The sequence below is a fragment of the Klebsiella africana genome (genome assembly GCF_020526085.1).
Lineage (GTDB): Bacteria > Pseudomonadota > Gammaproteobacteria > Enterobacterales > Enterobacteriaceae > Klebsiella > Klebsiella africana.
Map to the genome: position 1 here is coordinate 1,528,710 of NZ_CP084874.1, position 18,148 is coordinate 1,546,857.

At 60.7% G+C, this 18,148-nt stretch carries 17 protein-coding genes; 15 read left to right on the forward strand and 2 right to left on the reverse strand.

The genetic code is table 11. The features are described 5' to 3' along the window. Positions 1-1,458 (forward strand): NADH-quinone oxidoreductase subunit NuoN, encoded by a 1,458-nt coding sequence (nuoN, locus tag LGL98_RS07450; protein WP_136034624.1) that lies wholly within the window; start codon positions 1-3, stop codon positions 1,456-1,458. Positions 1,459-1,519: 61 nt separating this feature from the next. Here nuoN and rnz read toward each other — a convergent pair whose 3' ends face one another. Beyond that, positions 1,520-2,440 (reverse strand): ribonuclease Z, encoded by a 921-nt coding sequence (rnz, locus tag LGL98_RS07455; protein ID WP_136034626.1) that lies wholly within the window; start codon positions 2,438-2,440, stop codon positions 1,520-1,522. Positions 2,441-2,497: 57 nt separating this feature from the next. Here rnz and LGL98_RS07460 point away from each other — a divergent pair, with 57 nt between their 5' ends. From LGL98_RS07460 to menE, 7 genes are all read left to right on the forward strand, one after another. Then, complete coding sequence (locus tag LGL98_RS07460) at positions 2,498-2,959, forward strand: GNAT family N-acetyltransferase (protein ID WP_136034628.1); 462 nt, start codon at positions 2,498-2,500, stop codon at positions 2,957-2,959. Positions 2,960-3,088: 129 nt separating this feature from the next. Continuing rightward, positions 3,089-4,378 carry an isochorismate synthase MenF gene (menF, locus tag LGL98_RS07465; RefSeq protein WP_136034630.1) on the forward strand — a complete coding sequence of 430 codons (1,290 nt, stop codon included), beginning with the start codon at positions 3,089-3,091 and terminating at the stop codon, positions 4,376-4,378. Between the two features lie 82 nt (positions 4,379-4,460). After that, entirely contained in the window at positions 4,461-6,131 is a 1,671-nt protein-coding gene (menD, locus tag LGL98_RS07470; RefSeq protein WP_136034632.1) for a 2-succinyl-5-enolpyruvyl-6-hydroxy-3-cyclohexene-1-carboxylic-acid synthase, read from the forward strand. Next, positions 6,128-6,886, forward strand: coding sequence for a 2-succinyl-6-hydroxy-2,4-cyclohexadiene-1-carboxylate synthase (menH, locus tag LGL98_RS07475; RefSeq protein WP_136034634.1), 759 nt, complete (start codon positions 6,128-6,130; stop codon positions 6,884-6,886). Before menD ends, menH begins: the two co-directional genes overlap by 4 nt. Positions 6,887-6,900: 14 nt before the next feature. Beyond that, positions 6,901-7,758, forward strand: a complete 858-nt coding sequence (menB, locus tag LGL98_RS07480) for a 1,4-dihydroxy-2-naphthoyl-CoA synthase (protein ID WP_008803957.1) — start codon at positions 6,901-6,903, stop codon at positions 7,756-7,758. Further along, positions 7,758-8,723, forward strand: a complete 966-nt coding sequence (gene menC, locus LGL98_RS07485; protein WP_136034636.1) for an o-succinylbenzoate synthase — start codon at positions 7,758-7,760, stop codon at positions 8,721-8,723. The genes menB and menC overlap by 1 nt, the downstream gene beginning before the upstream one ends. Continuing rightward, on the forward strand, positions 8,720-10,096 hold the full coding sequence (gene menE / locus LGL98_RS07490) for an o-succinylbenzoate--CoA ligase (RefSeq protein ID WP_136034638.1): 1,377 nt from the start codon (positions 8,720-8,722) through the stop codon (positions 10,094-10,096). Before menC ends, menE begins: the two co-directional genes overlap by 4 nt. A gap of 67 nt (positions 10,097-10,163) precedes the next feature. Here the strand turns inward: menE and nudI are convergent, their stop codons facing one another. Next, positions 10,164-10,589 (reverse strand): nucleoside triphosphatase NudI, encoded by a 426-nt coding sequence (nudI, locus tag LGL98_RS07495; RefSeq protein WP_136034640.1) that lies wholly within the window; start codon positions 10,587-10,589, stop codon positions 10,164-10,166. Positions 10,590-10,726: 137 nt separating this feature from the next. Here nudI and LGL98_RS07500 point away from each other — a divergent pair, with 137 nt between their 5' ends. From LGL98_RS07500 to yfaU, 7 genes are all read left to right on the forward strand, one after another. After that, the gene (locus tag LGL98_RS07500; RefSeq protein WP_136034642.1) at positions 10,727-11,668 is read left to right on the forward strand and encodes an Rpn family recombination-promoting nuclease/putative transposase; all 942 of its coding nucleotides are present in this window, start codon (positions 10,727-10,729) and stop codon (positions 11,666-11,668) included. 273 nt (positions 11,669-11,941) lie between these two features. Next, positions 11,942-12,484 carry a YfaZ family outer membrane protein gene (locus LGL98_RS07505; RefSeq protein ID WP_136034644.1) on the forward strand — a complete coding sequence of 181 codons (543 nt, stop codon included), beginning with the start codon at positions 11,942-11,944 and terminating at the stop codon, positions 12,482-12,484. Between the two features lie 102 nt (positions 12,485-12,586). Then, on the forward strand, positions 12,587-13,783 hold the full coding sequence (locus LGL98_RS07510) for a nicotinamide mononucleotide deamidase-related protein YfaY (protein WP_110210292.1): 1,197 nt from the start codon (positions 12,587-12,589) through the stop codon (positions 13,781-13,783). A 203-nt stretch (positions 13,784-13,986) separates the two neighbouring features. Further along, a complete protein-coding gene (locus tag LGL98_RS07515; RefSeq protein WP_002913046.1) occupies positions 13,987-14,772 on the forward strand; it encodes an IclR family transcriptional regulator in 786 nt (261 codons plus the stop codon). 10 nt (positions 14,773-14,782) lie between these two features. Further along, positions 14,783-15,988, forward strand: a complete 1,206-nt coding sequence (rhmD, locus tag LGL98_RS07520; protein ID WP_136034646.1) for an L-rhamnonate dehydratase — start codon at positions 14,783-14,785, stop codon at positions 15,986-15,988. A 42-nt stretch (positions 15,989-16,030) separates the two neighbouring features. After that, entirely contained in the window at positions 16,031-17,320 is a 1,290-nt protein-coding gene (locus LGL98_RS07525; protein ID WP_136034795.1) for an MFS transporter, read from the forward strand. Between the two features lie 14 nt (positions 17,321-17,334). Continuing rightward, a complete protein-coding gene (gene yfaU, locus LGL98_RS07530; protein ID WP_136034648.1) occupies positions 17,335-18,138 on the forward strand; it encodes a 2-keto-3-deoxy-L-rhamnonate aldolase in 804 nt (267 codons plus the stop codon). Positions 18,139-18,148: the final 10 nt, after the last annotated feature.

The following is an 18,148-nucleotide window of genomic DNA, read 5'->3' on the forward strand; positions in this document are numbered from 1 at the left end:
ATGACAATAACTCCACAACAACTGATCGCACTGCTACCGCTGCTGATCGTCGGCTTGACGGTGGTGGTTGTGATGCTCTCCATTGCGTGGCGACGCAATCATTTTCTCAATGCCACGCTGTCGGTCATCGGACTTAACGCCGCGCTGGTCTCGCTCTGGTTTGTCGGCCAGAACGGGGCCATGGACGTCACCCCGCTGATCCGCGTTGACGGCTACGCTATGCTCTATACCGGGCTGGTGCTGCTGGCGAGCCTTGCGACCTGTACTTTCGCCTACCCATGGCTTGAGGGTTACAAGGACAACAAAGAAGAGTTCTACCTGCTGGTGCTGATCGCCGCCCTGGGCGGCATCCTGCTGGCCGGTGCGAATCATCTGGCGGCGCTGTTCCTCGGTATTGAGCTGATTTCGCTGCCGCTGTTCGGCCTGGTCGGCTACGCCTTCCGTCAGAAGCGTTCGCTGGAAGCGAGCATCAAATACACTATCCTCTCCGCGGCAGCTTCGTCTTTCCTGCTGTTCGGTATGGCGCTGGTGTATGCGAACTCCGGCAACCTGTCCTTCCTCGCGCTGGGCAAGAGCCTGGCGGACAACGCGCTGCACGAGCCGCTGCTGCTGGCGGGCCTCGGTCTGATGATCGTCGGTCTTGGCTTTAAACTGTCGCTGGTGCCGTTCCACCTGTGGACGCCGGATGTATACCAGGGCGCGCCTGCGCCAGTCTCTACCTTTCTGGCGACCGCCAGCAAGATCGCCATCTTCGGGGTGGTGATGCGTTTGTTCCTGTACATGCCGGTGGGCAACAGCGAAGCGGTACGCGTGGTGCTGGGCCTGATCGCCTTCGCCTCTATCATCTTCGGTAACCTGATGGCGCTGAGCCAGACCAACATCAAGCGTCTGCTCGGTTACTCTTCCATCTCCCATCTCGGCTATCTGCTGGTGGCGCTGATCGCCTTGCAAAGTGGCGAAATGTCGATGGAAGCTGTGGGCGTTTACCTGGCCGGTTACTTGTTCAGCAGCCTCGGTGCGTTCGGCGTGGTCAGCCTGATGTCCAGTCCGTACCGCGGTCCGGATGCGGACTCGCTGTTCTCCTACCGCGGCCTGTTCTGGCACCGTCCGATCCTGTCGGCGGTCATGACGGTGATGATGCTGTCGCTGGCCGGTATTCCGATGACCCTCGGCTTTATCGGTAAGTTCTACGTGCTGGCCGTCGGTGTGCATGCGCACCTGTGGTGGCTGGTTGCCGCAGTGGTTGTCGGTTCGGCGATTGGTCTCTACTACTATCTGCGCGTGGCCGTCAGCCTGTATCTGAGTGCCCCGGAGCAGTTGAACCGTGATGCGCCATCGAACTGGCAGTACAGCGCCGGCGGTATCGTGGTGCTGATCTCCGCGCTGCTGGTGCTGGTGCTCGGCGTCTGGCCGCAGCCGCTGATTAGCATTGTGCAGCTGGCGACGCCGCTGATGTAATCACATTGCTGGTGAACTGAATTAACCGCCGACTTGTCGGCGGTTTTTTTATGCCTGCGGTTTACGCCAGCCGATAGACCATAAAATCCTCCGCCAGTAGCGTATTGGCGAAAACTTCCCGGCATTCCGCCAGCATACGCAGGCAGCCTTCGGCGTCGTAGCGTGAGCTAAAGTGGGTGGCGATTAGCGTGCCGACGCCCGCCTCTTTGGCAAGCGTCGCGGTCTGCTGGCTGGAGGAGTGGCCACGGCTATTGGCTTTTCCAGCCATCGCCTGCTCAAGCGTGGTTTCATGGACCATCACATCCGCCCCACGGGCCATTTCTAACGCTTCAGGGCAAGGAGCGGTATCGCCGAAGATGGCCAGCGTTTTACCCGGGGTCGCAGGCCCCAGATAATGACTGCCGTCGATCACCCGGCCATCCGCCAGGGTCACGCGCTCACCGCGCTTCAGCGGGTGAAACAGCGGCCCGGGAGGCACGCCGTCGGCAATCAGCCGGGCGGCGTCCAGCGTGCCCGGCTTATCGTGTTGCTCAATGCGATACCCGTAGCACTCCACTGGATGGCTGAGCGGGTACGCAGTGACCCGATAGCCCTCTTCGTTGAACACCAGACCGGGGCCGACTTCGATGATGGTGAGGGGGTAGTCGGTCCACGAGCCGCTCAGGCGCAGCGCGGTCTCAACAAACTCTTTGAGCCCTTTTGGCCCGTAAAGGGTGAGGGGCAGAGAGTTCCCCTGCATGGAACGGCTGCACAGCAGGCCGGGCAGGCCGAACAGGTGGTCACCGTGCAGATGGGTAATAAAAATTTTATTGAGTTTGCCGGGATGATAGGGCGTGTGCAGAAACTGATGCTGGGTCCCTTCGCCGCAGTCAAACAACCACATTTCGGCGCGGGTCGGCTGTTGCAAATTGAGTATTATCGACGTCATATTACGCGTGCGGGTCGGCACCCCGGCGGATGTCCCCAAAAAAGTTAATTCCATCGTCCAGTGTCCTCAGGGCGAGTCGCAAAGTATCAGTATATCAATAAGGAGCAGCAGATGATGACCTGGCAGGATCTCCACCATAGTGAACTCACCGTTCCCCAGCTGTATGCGCTGTTGAAATTGCGCAGCGAAGTCTTTGTCGTGGAGCAGCAGTGCGCCTATCAGGATGTCGACGGCGATGATTTGGTCGGCGAAAATCGCCATCTGCTCGGCTGGCGCGATGGCGAACTGCTGGCCTACGCGCGGATCCTCAAAAGTGAAGAAGAGTTTGCGCCGGTGGTGATTGGCCGGGTCATCGTCAGCCCCGCCGCGCGCGGTGAGAAGCTCGGCTATCAGCTGATGGAGCAGGCGCTGGCCAGCTGTCAACAACACTGGCCACAAAAGGCGCTTTACCTCGGCGCCCAGGCGCATCTGCAGAAATTTTATGCCAGCTTCGGTTTTACGCCGGTGACCGAGGTCTATGATGAGGATGGCATCCCCCACATCGGAATGGCGCGGGAAAGTCGCCCGGTCTAATTTTTCAGCACGCTCGTCAGGGCGCTGGCCTGGCGAGCGGGGAAGATAAACCCGCTCCCTCGTCATGGGTACTGCTATTCCGCCGTCGAACCCCTTATAATGTGGGGTTTTACTACCGTGGAGGTTTGCGTGCTGTCTGTTTCCACCGCGCTGGCCCGTTTATCTGACGGCCTGGGTGAGTCTTTTCCTGACTCGCCCGGCACGCGAATTATCGATATTGCCTTTCCGCTGAATGATGCCTTCGATCCGCTGCTGTGGTGCGGCCAGCAGGCGCAATGGCCGCAGTTTTACTGGCAGCAGCGTAATGGCGATGAGGAACTGGCGACGCTGGGGGCGGTAAAAACCTTTTCCTCGCTCGACGCGGCCAACCGCTTTTTACGCCAGGCCGGGCAGCAGGATCTGCGTATCTGCGGCCTGAATGCGTTCGAACCGCAGCAGGGTTGCCTGGTGCTGCCCCGACTGGAGTGGCGTCGGTGCGGCGGCAGGGCCGTGCTGCGGCTGGTGCTGCATAGTGATATCTCCCTGCGCGACGATGCGGCGATGGCCCGCGTGTTTCTCGCCAGCCTGACAACCACTCAGGCGACTCCCGGCGCCATACCGCCGCTGCTGAGCGAGCGCCACTCATCCAACTATCTTCAGTGGCAGGCAATGATTGCGCGGGCGACGCAGGCGATTAGCGCCGGTGAAATGGATAAAGTGGTGCTGGCGCGGGCAACCGACCTGCAGTTTGCCGCGCCGCTGGACGCCGTGAGCATCATGACGGCCAGCCGCCGCAGCAATCTCAACTGTTTTCATTTCCTGATGGCGTTTAATGCCCGGCAGGCATTTTTCGGTTCCACGCCGGAACGGCTGTGGCGCCGGCGCGGCGCGCTGCTGCGCACCGAAGCGCTGGCGGGGACCGTCGCGAACCATCAGGACGACGCGAAGGCGCAGCAGCTGGCCGACTGGTTGATGAAAGACGACAAAAACCAGCGGGAAAACATGCTGGTGGTGGAGGATATCTGCCAGCGCCTGCAGAGTGAGGCCTCGACGCTGGACGTCCTGCCACCGCAGGTGGTGAGGCTGCGTAAGGTGCAGCATCTTCGACGTTGTATCTGGACCGAGCTGGCGGTGCCTGACGACAGCCGCTGTCTGCTGCAGCTGCAGCCCACCGCCGCGGTGGCCGGCCTGCCACGCCGGGCGGCGCTGGCGTTCATTCAGCGCCATGAACCGTTTTCCCGTGAATGGTATGCCGGTTCCGCCGGGTATCTGTCGCTGGCGCAAAGCGAGTTTTGCGTGGCGCTGCGTTCAGCGAAAGTTGAGAACGACATCCTGCGGCTGTATGCCGGGGCGGGGATCGTCAGCGGCTCTGATGCGCAGCAGGAGTGGCAGGAGATTGACAACAAAGCGGCCGGGCTGCGCTCGCTGCTTTGTCCATAAGCCGGGAATGACGATACATATCAAAACGACGTCACTTTGCCTTATCTATACTTAGCATCAATATTTGATAGCGGACAATTTCATGTCAGTAAGCGCATTTAACCGACGCTGGGCGGCGGTGATTCTGGAAGCTTTAACGCGCCATGGCGTGCAGCATATCTGCATCGCGCCGGGCTCGCGCTCGACACCCTTAACCCTGGCGGCGGCGGAAAACCGCGCCTTTATCCATCATACCCATTTCGACGAACGCGGCCTTGGCCACCTGGCGCTCGGTCTGGCGAAGGCCAGCCGACAGCCGGTGGCGGTGATTGTCACCTCCGGGACCGCCACGGCGAACCTCTATCCGGCGCTGATTGAGGCGGGCCTCACCGGCGAAAAGCTGATTCTGTTGACCGCTGACCGTCCGCCGGAGCTGATCGACTGCGGCGCGAACCAGGCGATCCGCCAGCCGGGGATGTTTGCCTCCCATCCTTCGCAGACGATTTCTCTGCCGCGTCCCTCGCAGGATATTCCTGCCCGCTGGCTGGTCTCAACCATCGACCAGGCGCTGGGGGCGCTGCACGCCGGCGGGGTGCATATCAACTGCCCGTTCGCCGAACCACTGTATGGCGACATGGATGAGACCGGTCTGGAGTGGCAACAGCAGCTCGGTAACTGGTGGCAGAGCGATAAACCCTGGTTGCGCCAGGCGCTGCAGCTAGAGAGTGAGAAACAGCGCGACTGGTTCTTCTGGCGGCAAAAACGCGGCGTCGTCGTGGCGGGCAGAATGAGCGCCGCGGAAGGGAAAAAGGTTGCTGAGTGGGCGCAGACCCTCGGCTGGCCGCTGATCGGTGATGTTCTGTCGCAGACCGGGCAGCCGCTGCCGTGCGCCGACCTGTGGTTGGGCAACGGCAAAGCGGTCAGCGAGCTGGCGCAGGCGCAGATCGTTGTGCAACTCGGCAGCAGCCTGACCGGCAAACGCGTGCTCCAGTGGCAGGCGACTTGCGAGCCGGATGAATACTGGCTGGTGGATAATCTGCCCGGTCGTCTCGATCCGGCGCAGCACCGCGGCCGCCGCCTGCTTGCCAGCGTTGAGCGCTGGCTTGAGCTGCACCCGGCCGAGAAACGGCAGCCGTGGGCGACGGCCATCCCTGAGCTCTCCCGCCAGGCATGGCAGGCAGCGGTCGCCAGCAACGAACCCTTTGGCGAAGCCCAGTTGGCGCAGCGTATTCGGCGCTATCTGCCGGAGCAGGGCCAATTGTTTGTCGGTAACAGTCTGGTAGTGCGCCTGATCGACGCCCTGGCGCAGTTGCCGGCGGGTTATCCGGTCTACAGTAACCGCGGCGCCAGCGGCATTGATGGCCTGATCGCCACTGCAGCTGGCGTACAGCGCGCCAGCGCCCGACCGACGCTGGCCATCGTTGGCGATCTCTCCGCGCTCTACGATCTTAACTCACTGGCCCTGCTGCGCCAGGCGTCAGCGCCGCTGGTGCTGATCGTGGTCAATAATAACGGCGGACAGATTTTCTCTATGCTGCCGACGCCCCAGGACGAGCGGCGCCAGTTCTACTTAATGCCGCAGGATGTTGATTTCAGCCACGCGGCGGCGATGTTCGATCTGGCCTATCATCGCCCTGATGACTGGCCGTCGCTGGAAGAGGCGCTGGCAGCCGCCTGGCGCAGGGCGGGGGCGACGGTGATTGAGCTGGCGGTCAACGAGACCGACGGCACACAGACCCTTCAGCAGTTGCTGGCGCAGGTAAGCCGCCTGTGATCCTCAGCGCTGCTGTCGAAAACGGTCAGTTGGGTTATCCCTGGCTGGTGTTTCTGCACGGTTTTTCCGGCGACCGCAACGAGTGGCGGGAAGTGGGCGACGCCTTTCCCGCCTGGCCGCGGCTGTATCTCGATCTGCCGGGCCACGGCGGCTCGGCGGATATCGCGGTGCAGGACTTTGCCGGGGTCAATGCTCTGCTGCAGGCTACGCTTGATAGTTACAACATACATAAGTATTGGCTGATCGGCTACTCGCTGGGCGGCCGAGTGGCGATGAACTTCGCCTGCCAGCCGCGCGCGGGCCTGCGCGGGCTGATCGTCGAGGGCGGACACCCGGGCCTGCAGGATGCAGAGTCACGGCAGGCGAGGCGTAGCACCGATAGCGCCTGGGCAGAACGTTTCCGCCATGAGCCGTTGGCGCAGGTCTTTGCCGACTGGTATCAGCAGCCGGTCTTCGCTTCACTAAACGCCGGGCAGCGCGTGGCGCTGGTCGCCTTACGCAGCCGCAATAACGGCGCGACGCTGGCGGCGATGCTGCAGGCGACCTCCCTTGCCCGGCAAGCCGATTTGCGCGCGTCTCTGCAGGCTCGCGATTTTCCTTTTCACTACCTGTGCGGGGAATGCGACACGAAGTTTCGCGCCATCGCGCAAGCGCTCGCCGCCGATACCCATATCATTCACCATGCCGGACACAACGCGCACCGGGATAACCCGGCGGCGGTGATTGCCTGTCTGGCGCAGATTCTGGCAAGTTAACTGAAGGACATTCTATGATCTCTCTTGATGAAGCAATGCTCTACGCCCCCGTTGAATGGCACGATTGCTCCGAAGGCTATACCGATATTCGCTATCACAAATCGGCCGACGGCATTGCCAAAATCACTATCAACCGCCCGCAGGTGCGCAACGCTTTCCGCCCGCTGACCGTCAAAGAGATGATTCAGGCGCTGGCGGATGCCCGCTATGACGACAATATCGGCGTCATCGTGCTGACCGGTGAAGGCGAGAAAGCCTTTTGCGCCGGCGGCGACCAAAAAGTCCGCGGCGACTACGGCGGCTATCAGGACGACTCCGGCGTTCATCATCTTAACGTGCTCGACTTCCAGCGCCAGATCCGCACCTGCCCGAAACCGGTGGTGGCGATGGTGGCCGGCTACTCTATCGGCGGCGGCCACGTACTGCACATGATGTGCGATCTGACCATCGCGGCGGACAATGCCATCTTCGGCCAGACCGGGCCTAAAGTCGGCTCCTTTGATGGCGGGTGGGGCGCTTCCTATATGGCGCGGATCGTCGGGCAGAAAAAAGCGCGCGAAATCTGGTTCCTGTGCCGGCAGTATGACGCGCAGCAGGCGCTGGACATGGGGCTGGTGAATACCGTGGTCCCGTTGGCGGAGCTGGAAAAAGAGACCGTGCGCTGGTGTCGTGAAATGCTGCAAAACAGCCCAATGGCGCTGCGCTGCCTGAAAGCGGCGCTGAACGCCGACTGCGATGGCCAGGCCGGGCTGCAGGAGCTGGCGGGTAATGCCACCATGCTGTTCTACATGACGGAAGAAGGGCAGGAAGGACGTAACGCCTTTAACCAGAAACGTCAGCCGGACTTCAGCAAATTTAAACGGAATCCATAATGCGCGTTTCGCAGGTTTACCGCTGGCAGATACCGATGGACGCGGGCGTGGTGCTGCGCGAGCGGCGGTTAAAAACCCGCGACGGGCTGTTCATCCGCCTGCAGGAGGGGGAGCGCGAAGGCTGGGGGGAAATTTCTCCCCTGCCGGGATTCAGTGACGAGACGCTGGAAGAGGCGCAAATGGCGCTGCTGGCGTGGGCGCTGGCCTGGCGCAACGGCGCGGAGCCGCCGCTTCCGATGCAGCCCTCCGTCGCGTTTGGTATCAGCTGCGCGCAGGCGGAGCTCAGCGGCGTGCTGCCGCTGGCCGCGGATTATCGCGCCGCGCCGCTCTGCTCCGGCGACCCGGATGAGCTATTCGCCAGACTGGCGGCGATGCCCGGCGAGAAGGTCGCTAAGGTGAAAGTGGGGCTGTGGGAGGCGGTCCGCGACGGCATGGTGGTTAATCTGCTGCTGGAGGCTATCCCCGACCTGCAGCTGCGGCTGGACGCCAACCGGGCGTGGACACCGCTTAAAGCGCAGCAGTTCGCCAAATACGTTAATCCGGCGTATCGCCAGCGCATTGCCTTTCTTGAAGAACCCTGCAAAACGCGAGAGGAATCGCGGGCCTTTAGCCGCGAGACAGGGATCGCTATCGCCTGGGATGAAAGCCTGCGCGAGGCGGATTTCCGCTTTGTCGCCGAGCCGGGCGTGCGCGCGGTGGTGATCAAGCCGACGCTGACCGGCAGTGTGCAAAAGGTTCAGCAACAGGTCGCCGCGGCGCATGCCCTGGGGCTGAGTGCGGTGATTAGCTCGTCGATCGAGTCCAGCCTCGGGTTAACCCAGCTGGCGCGGATTGCCGCCTGGCTGACGCCGCAGACCATCCCCGGACTCGACACGCTGGCGCTGATGGGCGCGCAACTGATACGGCCGTGGCCGGAAAGTACGCTACCGATGATTAACATTGATGCGCTGGAGCCGCTGCTGTGACCTTTAACGACTGGCCCTGGCGCCACTGGCGCCAGCGGCGCGGTGAAGCCCAGGCCTTACGTCTCAATAACCAGCCGCTGACCTGGCGTGAGCTATGCGCGCGGGTTGACGCGCTGGCGTCTGGTTTTGCCGCGCAGGGCGTAATGGAAGGTCAGGGCGTGGCGCTCCGGGCTTATAACCAGCCGGAAACGCTGCTGGCCTGGCTGGCGCTGCTACAGTGCGGGGCGCGGGTACTGCCGCTGAATCCGCAGCTGCCAGCGGTGTTGCTGCAAGAACTGTTGCCTGCGTTAACCATACAGCATCAACTGGTGCTTAACGGGGCTGCGCTGCCGGGGGATTTACCCGCGTTAACGCTGCAGGCGGCAGAAGGCGCCCATGCCCTTTGCTGGCATGGCGAACGGTTGGTCTCGATGACGTTAACCTCCGGCTCAACCGGTCTGCCGAAAGCGGCGGTACATAGTGCCAACGCTCATCTGGCCAGCGCGGCTGGCGTGCTGGCGCTGATGCCGTTTGCCGCGGAAGACGACTGGCTATTGTCGCTGCCGTTGTTCCATGTCTCCGGGCAGGGGATCATCTGGCGCTGGCTGCTGGCTGGCGCGCGGCTGACGGTGCGTGACAAACAACCGCTGGAGCAAGCGCTGCAGGGCTGTACCCACGCTTCACTGGTACCGACTCAGCTGTGGCGCCTGCTGAATGATGATGCTGCGCTTTCCCTCAAGGCGGTGCTGCTCGGCGGGGCGGCGATCCCGGTCGAGCTGACCGAAAGAGCGCGAGCGCAGGGGATACACACATTTTGCGGCTACGGCCTCACCGAGTTCGCTTCCACGGTCTGTGCCAAAGTGGCCGACGGCGCGGCGGATGTGGGCGAACCGCTGCCGGGGCGGGAGGTGAAAATTGTTGCCGGCGAGATCTGGCTGCGGGCGTCCAGTATGGCCGCAGGCTACTGGCGGGATGGTCAATTGTTGCCATTAACCAACGATGAAGGCTGGTTTGCGACGCGCGATCGCGGAGCATTACACAACGGTCGGCTGACGGTTGTTGGGCGACTGGATAATCTCTTTTTTAGCGGTGGGGAAGGTATTCAACCGGAAGAGGTCGAGCGTGTGATACTCGCATATCCGCAGGTACAACAGGTGTTTATTGTACCGCTGGATGATGTCGAATATGGTCAGCGCCCGGTCGCGGTGGTGGAATGCGATGACGGCTGCGAGATGAGCGCCCTGGCGGCATGGAGCGCTGAGCGGTTAGCGCGTTTCCAGCAGCCGGTGCGTTGGCTACGGCTGCCGGAAGCGTTAAAGAACGGCGGGATTAAGATTTCGCGCCGGGCGCTGTGCGAGTGGGTCAGGCAGCAGACGCATACAACGGTATCGTAACCCCCCACTTATCCGGCGGCAAACGCGGGGTGGGTTGAATGTCGCACTGTACCGGTATGTTGTGGACTTAAAGTAGTCCTTTCAGGCTGAGGGTAAGGCGGGTGGCGGCATTGAGATCGTAGTTTTTGAGATCTTCGGCTTTGACCCAGGCGTAATCGTCAAACTCCTCATTGATCGTCACGTCGCGATTGGCGCTGACGCAGTCGAAGATGAGATAGATCATGTAGATCGTTTCCTGATGCCCGTCGGGATAGGTTTTGACGCGGGTATCGTCGCGAAAGCACCATGGCGCGATATGGGTGAGAATAAGTTTTTCGCCGAGCTCTTCGCGAATTTCCCGCCGCAGCGCCTCTTCAATACGTTCCCCTGGCTCCACGCCGCCGCCGGATAAGGCCCATTGCCCGGGAAAAACGCCGCGGTCGGGTGCCATCTTACACAGCAGATAATGGCCTTCATTCTGAATAAGCGGGCAAACAATCGTCCTTTGGCGCATGGGTTTTCTCCTGCAGGGGGATGGGGCGGTATGCTGGTGAAATAGTTTGCGAGCCGCCTCGGTAAACTGCAAGAGAAATACCGTTCAGGTCTTGTTGAGTGCTACGTTAAGCGAAAATGATTGCATGGAGCACCGCCATGGAAAGGGCGACGAATTCCCCCCACGACGCTGTATTTAAACACCTATTGTCGCATCGGGCGACGGCCAGGGATTTTCTCGACATTCACCTCCCCGCACCGCTACGCGCGTTATGTAACCTGAACACGCTGCGGCTGGAATCCGGGAGCTTTATCGACGACGAACTGCGGGCGAGTCATTCCGATATCCTTTACTCGCTGCAAACGCAGGCGGGGGAGGGCTATATCTATCTGCTGATAGAGCACCAAAGCTCGGCGGATCGCCATATGGCATTTCGCCTGATGCGCTATGCGATAGCCGCGATGCAGCGTCATCTGGATAAAGGGCATACGCAGCTGCCGTTGGTTATCCCGCTGCTGTTTTATCATGGTCGCGTTTCTCCCTGGCCTTATCCCATGTGCTGGCTGGCAGGTTTTGCCGATCCGGACATCGCGCGGCGGATCTATGGTGAAGATTTTCCCTTAATTGATATCACTAGCACCCCGGACGATGAGATCATGCGCCACCGGCGCGTAGCGATGCTGGAGCTGCTGCAGAAGCATATTCGCCAGCGGGATTTGATGGACCTGCATGAGCAGCTGGTCAGGCTCCTGGCGCTGGGATACACTAGCCGCAGACAGCTTAAGACGCTGTTGCACTATTTATTACAGGCAGGAAACGCCGCCGATCCGGTTGCTTTTTTGCGCCATCTTGCGCAAAACGTTCCCCGGCGGCCGCATAAGGAGACGCTAATGAATATTGCCCAGTTTCTGGAACAACGCGGCCATCAGCAAGGATTAAAGCAAGGTCTTGAACAAGGTCTACAGCAAGGTATCGAGCAAGGTGAGCAGCAGACCGCGGAGCGTATCGCCCGGGCGATGCTCGCTAACGGGCTCGACCTGTCGCTGGTGGCGAAACTGACCGGCCTCGCCTCGGAGCGCCTGGCCCGGCTGCAGCATTAATCGTTCCCATTTTCACCCGCGCCGCACCGATCGTGCGGCGTTAGTTTTCTTTTTTGTCAATATATCAGTGTTAACCATATTAACAATGAATACGAATGGCACTAAATGGGCCGTTCGTGGTTCTGGCAACGCCCGATGCCGTAAAAATACGCAACTGGTTACACTCTTGTGAAAATTCATTTCTCCAGGTCATTGATTCCTGACGGGTGCGCAGTAGAATTTTCAGGTTTTTTCGGGACTTCTTTGATTTTAATTTTCTGGATAGAGTAAATAATGAAAAAAAGCATTTTTATGGCGCTGGCGGGCGTCATGCTGGTTTCTTCGGCGGCCCATGCGATCAGCGTTACCGGTGAAGCAGGCGAGCATTACACCAACCTTGGCGTCGGGTTCGGCACCGAGTCCACCGGCCTGGCCGTTTCTGGTAACTGGCTGCACAGCGATAACGACGGCGACGCAGCTGGTTTAGGCCTGGGACTCAATATTCCGCTGGGGCCGTTCCTCGCGACCGTGGGGGGGAAAGGTATTTACACCAACCCGAAACAGGGCGATGAAGGCTATGCGGCCGCGGTCGGCGGCGGCCTGCAGTGGAAAATCGGCGATAGCTTCCGTCTGTACGGCGATTACTACTACTCTCCGGATTCGCTCTCCAGCGGCATTGATAGCTATCAGGAAGCCAACGTTGGCGCCAGCTGGACCATTATGCGTCCGCTCAGCATCCAGGCCGGCTACCGTTACCTGAACCTGGCGGGCAAAGATGGCAACCGCGATAATACCATCGCCGACGGCCCATACATCGGCGCCAGCGCCAGCTTCTAATCTCTTCCGGCGCGGTATCTTCTTGCCGCGCCAGATTTTCCTCCTCGTCAGCATCCCGCTTTGCGTTATAGTATTTCTCACCTGGCAGGCAAGGAGTGAGCAATGTTGAATGTGGAAATGCTGTCCACTGGCGATGAAGTGTTGCATGGTCAAATCGTTGATACCAATGCGGCATGGCTGGCGGATTTCTTTTTTAATCAGGGTTTACCGTTAACGCGCCGCAATACCGTTGGCGACGATCTCGATGCGTTGGTGGCGATTCTGCGCGAACGCAGCGAACAGGCGGATGTGCTGATCGTCAACGGCGGCCTCGGTCCAACCAGCGACGACCTCAGCGCGCTGGCCGCCGCCACTGCGAAAGGCGAAGGGCTTATTTTGCACCCCGAGTGGCTGGAAACCATGACCCGCTTTTTTGCCGAGCGCGGCAGGCCAATGGCGGAAAGTAACCGTAAGCAGGCGGAAATCCCGGCCAGCGCCGAGATGATCAACAACCCGGTCGGCACGGCCTGTGGCTTTGCCATCCAGCTCAACCGCTGCCTGATGTTTTTCACCCCCGGGGTACCTTCTGAATTTAAGGTGATGGTGGAGCAGGAAATTTTACCGCGCCTGCGCCAGCGCTTTACGCTGCCGGACCCGCCGGTATGCCTGCGTTTGACCACCTTTGGCCGCTCGGAGAGCGAGCTGGCGCAAAGTCTTAATCCGCTGACGTTGCCCCCTGGCGTGGTGATGGGTTACCGTTCGTCGATGCCGATTATTGAACTCAAGCTAACCGGACCGGCCGACCAGCGCGACGCCATGCTGGCCCTGTGGCCGGAGGTGCGTAAGGTGGCTGGCGACAGCCTGATTTTCGAAGGCACTGAAGGGTTACCGGCGCAGATCGCCCGCTGTCTGCAGGAGCGGCAGCTGAGTCTGACGCTCAGCGAGCAGTTTACCGGCGGTTTGCTGGCACTCCAGCTGTCCCGCGCCGGTGCGCCGCTGCTGGCCAGCGAAGTCGTTCCGGCGCAGGAGGAGACGCTGGCGCAGGCGGCCCGCTGGGCCGCCGAGCGGCGCATAAACCATTTTGCCGGCCTGGCCCTGGCGGTGAGCGGCCAGGAAAACGATCACCTTAACGTGGCCCTGGCCACCCCGGACGGCACCTTCGCGCTGCGGGTGAAGTTTAGCGTCACCCGCCACAGCCTGGCGGTACGCCAGGAAGTCTGCGCCATGATGGCGTTAAACATGCTGCGTCGCTGGCTGAATGGTCAACCACTGGCCAGCGAACATGGCTGGATTAACGTGGTGGATTCCCTCTCGCTGTAAGTCATTCCCCCGGCGCACCGCATCCTCGGGGCGCCGGTTGTCCAACCTGTTGTACTCTCCTGAAAAAATTCTGTGCGTTAAGTCGCAATTTTCTGCTGCGAACGGTCCAGCATACGGGAAAGCGATTGCCCCGCGAGGTTGCTCACACTTTACCGCCCGGACAATCGCAACACTGATTCCAGTATTCAGGATTGGAGTCCAGTATGTTGGAATCAACGAAAGTCCCGGCGCTGACCCGCGCGATTGAGATCCTCAATTTAATTGGCCGCATCGGCCCCTGCAGCGCGGCGACGATAATAGCGGAGCTGGGGATCCCGAAAAGTACGGTGTATCTGCTGCTGGGCGAGCTAAAAAAGCAGCGCTTCATCAGCATGGATAATCAGGATAACTACTGCCTGTGGACCAAGCTGGTGGAGCTGGCCGGGCAGGCGCTGAGCAAAATGGACCTGCGCGAGCTGGCGCGGCCGCGCCTCACCCGGCTGATGGACGAGTGCGGCCTGCTTTGTCATCTGGGCATCATCGATCAGGGTAACGCCTACTACATTCTGAAAATTGAGTCTCCCGCCACCATCAGCGTGCGCTCACATGAGGGTAAGAGCCTGTCGCTTTACCGCTCCGGGATCGGCAAATGTTTGCTGGCCTGGCAGCCCGCCAGCGTTCAGGCGTCGATTATCGAAGACCTGCAGTGGGAGCGGGCCACGCCAACGACCATCACCGATGCTCAACAGCTGCGTGAGGAGCTGGGGCGGATCCGCGCCCGGGGCTGGAGCTTTGATAATGGCGAGGACTATCCGGATGTGCGCTGCGTGGCTGCCCCGGTATTTAACGCCAATAACGACCTGACCGCCGCCATCTCGGTGGTGGGTACCCGTCTGCAAATCAATGAAGACAATCGCGATTACCTGGCCGGTAAGGCGATTGCCTGCGCGAAAGATATTTCACGTCTGCTGGGGTGGAAAAGCCCCTTCGAACAACTCGCCTCATCATAAGGAGAACATCATGACCCTACCGAAAATTAAACACGTCCGCGCCTGGTTCATCGGCGGCGCCACAGCAGAGCAGGGCGCCGGCGGCGGCGATTACCACGATCAGGGGGCTAACCACTGGATTGACGATCATATCGCTACCCCGTTGAGCAAATATAAACAGTATGAGCAGTCCCGGCAGTCGTTTGGCATCAATGTGCTGGGGACGCTGATTGTGGAAGTGGAAGCCGACAACGGACAGACCGGCTTTGCGGTGTCGACGGCCGGGGAGATGGGCTGCTTTATCGTGGAAAAACATCTCAACCGCTTTATCGAAGGCAAATGCGTCAGCGATATCAAACTGATCCATGACCAGATGCTTAATGCCACCCTTTACTACGCGGGATCCGGCGGCCTGGTGATGAATACCATCTCCTGTGTCGACCTGGCGCTGTGGGACCTGTTCGGGAAAGTGGTTGGCCTGCCGGTCTACAAACTGCTGGGTGGGGCGGTACGCGACGAAATCCAGTTCTATGCCACCGGCGCGCGTCCGGACTTGGCGCAGGAGATGGGCTTTATCGGCGGCAAAATGCCCACTCACTGGGGGCCGCACGATGGCGACGCCGGGATCCGCAAAGACGTCGCCATGGTGGCGGACATGCGTGAAAAATGCGGTCCAGATTTTTGGTTGATGCTGGACTGCTGGATGAGCCAGGACGTCAATTATGCCACCAAACTTGCCCATGCCTGCGCCCCTTATAACCTCAAGTGGATCGAAGAGTGCCTGCCGCCGCAGCAGTATGAAGGCTATCGCGAGCTGAAGCGCCAGGCGCCGGCCGGGATGTTGGTGACCAGCGGCGAGCACCACGGCACGCTGCAGTCCTTCCGCACCCTGTCGGAAACCGGCATCGATATTATGCAGCCCGACGTCGGCTGGTGCGGCGGCTTAACCACCCTGGTGGAGATCGCGGCCATCGCCAAAGCGCGCGGGCAGCTGGTGGTGCCCCACGGCTCGTCGGTTTACTCACATCATGCGGTGATCACCTTTACCAACACGCCGTTCAGCGAGTTTCTGATGACCAGCCCGGACTGCGCCACGCTGCGTCCGCAGTTTGACCCGATCCTGCTCGGCGAGCCGGTGCCGGAGAGAGGGCGCATTCATAAATCGGTCCTGGATAAACCCGGCTTTGGCGTCGAGCTCAATCGCGACTGCAACCTGAAGCGTCCTTATCAACACTGATTGCGTCGGGCCGCCCGGCGGCCCGCGCCTGAGGATATTATGATGAGCAACACTCTGCTGGAGAGCGTGGTGAAGAAAAACCGCGCCCGCTTAATCCCCTTTATGCTGGCCCTGTATGTGCTGGCGTTTCTTGACCGCTCCAATATTGGTTTTGCCAAGGAGACGTACCAGCTCGATACCGGGCTCAGCAATGAAGCCTACGCGCTGGGGGCCGGTATTTTCTTTGTGGTCTATGCCTTCCTCGGGGTGCCGGCCAATCTGCTGATGCGCAAATTTGGCGCCAGGAGATGGATCGGCTGCACCACGCTGCTGTGGGGCGTGCTGTCGGCGGCGATGGCGTGGGCGGACACTGAAGCGAAGTTTCTTCTGGTACGTACCCTGCTGGGCGCGGCCGAGGCAGGTTTCTTTCCCGGAATGATCTACCTCACTTCGCAGTGGTTTCCCCAGCAAAACCGCGCCAGCATTATGGGGCTGTTTTATATGGGGGCGCCGCTGGCCCTGACGCTGGGATCGCCTTTATCCGGTGCGCTGCTGGAGATGCATGGATTTATGGGCCATCCCGGCTGGTTCTGGATGTTTGTCATTGAAGGCCTGCTCGCCGTCGCCGCGGGAGCGTTCACCTTCTTCTGGCTGGACGATTCCCCGCAGCATGCCCGCTTCCTGAGCGCTGCAGAGAAACAGGCGCTGATAAGCGAGCTGGCGCGCGAGGAGGAGAAAAAGATCACCTCTCGCCTGTCCGATGCGCTGCGTAACGGGCGGGTCTGGCAGCTGGCGCTGATTTATCTGACTATTCAGGTAGCGGTCTATGGCCTGATTTTCTTCCTGCCCACTCAGGTCGCCGCGCTGCTGGGCACCAAAGTCGGCTTCGTTGCCTCGGTGGTGACGGCCATCCCGTGGGTGGCAGCGCTGTTCGGCACCTGGCTTATCCCTCGCTACTCCGATCGCACCGGCGAGCGGCGCAATATTGCCGCCCTGACGCTGCTGGCGGCGGCGGTCGGGATTGCAGTTTCCGGACTGGTGGCACCGGTGCTGGCTATCATCGCGCTGTGCGTGGCGGCGGTCGGGGTGATTGCCGTGCAGCCGGTCTTCTGGACGATGCCAACGCAGCTGCTGTCCGGCACGGCGCTGGCCGCCGGGATTGGCTTTGTTAACCTTTTTGGCGCCATCGGTGGTTTTCTGGCGCCGATCGTGCGCGTGCAGGCCGAAACGTTGTTCGCCAGTAGCGCCGCCGGACTGTTAACCCTGGCCGGCGTCGCCATTGTCGGGGTGGTCATTATCTTTTCATTGAGCCTTGCCCGCGCGGTTCCCCAGCGCGGCAGCGTACAGCATTGAATAAAGGAATCGCTATGAACGCACTGTTATCTAACCCCTTTAAACGGGGATTATTACGCGGTGAGACGCAAATCGGCCTGTGGCTGAGCTCCACCTCATCCTACATGGCGGAGATCGCTGCGACGTCGGGATACGACTGGCTGCTGATCGACGGCGAGCATGCCCCGAACACCATTCAGGACCTTTATCATCAGCTGCAGGCGATTGCCCCCTATGCCAGTCAGCCGGTCATTCGTCCAGTCGAGGGCAACCGTAGCCTGATAAAACAGGTGCTGGATATTGGCGCCAGAACGTTGCTGGTGCCGATGGTCGATACCGCCGAGCAGGCGCGGGAGGTGGTCTCAGCGACCCGTTATCCCCCCATCGGGAGCCGCGGCGTTGGCGCCGGCGTGGCGAGAGCGGCGCGCTGGGGAAGGGTGGAGAATTATATGGCGGAGGCGAATGATGAACTCTGTCTGCTGATTCAGGTCGAGAGCCGTACCGCGCTGGAGAACCTGGACGCTATTCTCGAGGTGGACGGCATTGACGGGGTGTTTATCGGTCCGGCGGATCTCTCCGCCTCGCTGGGCTACCCGGACGATGCCGGTCACCCTGACGTGCAGCGGGTGATCGAGCAGAGCATCCGGCGCATTCGCGCGGCGGGGAAAGCGGCCGGATTTCTGGCGGTCGACCCGGCGATGGCGGAAAAATGTCTTGCCTGGGGGGCCAACTTCGTCGCCGTCGGGGTGGATACCATGCTGTATACTCAGGCGCTGGACCGGCGGCTGGCGATGTTTAAATCTGCCAGCGCCCAGCCGCAAGAGAAAGCGAGCTATTGACGGCACAGGC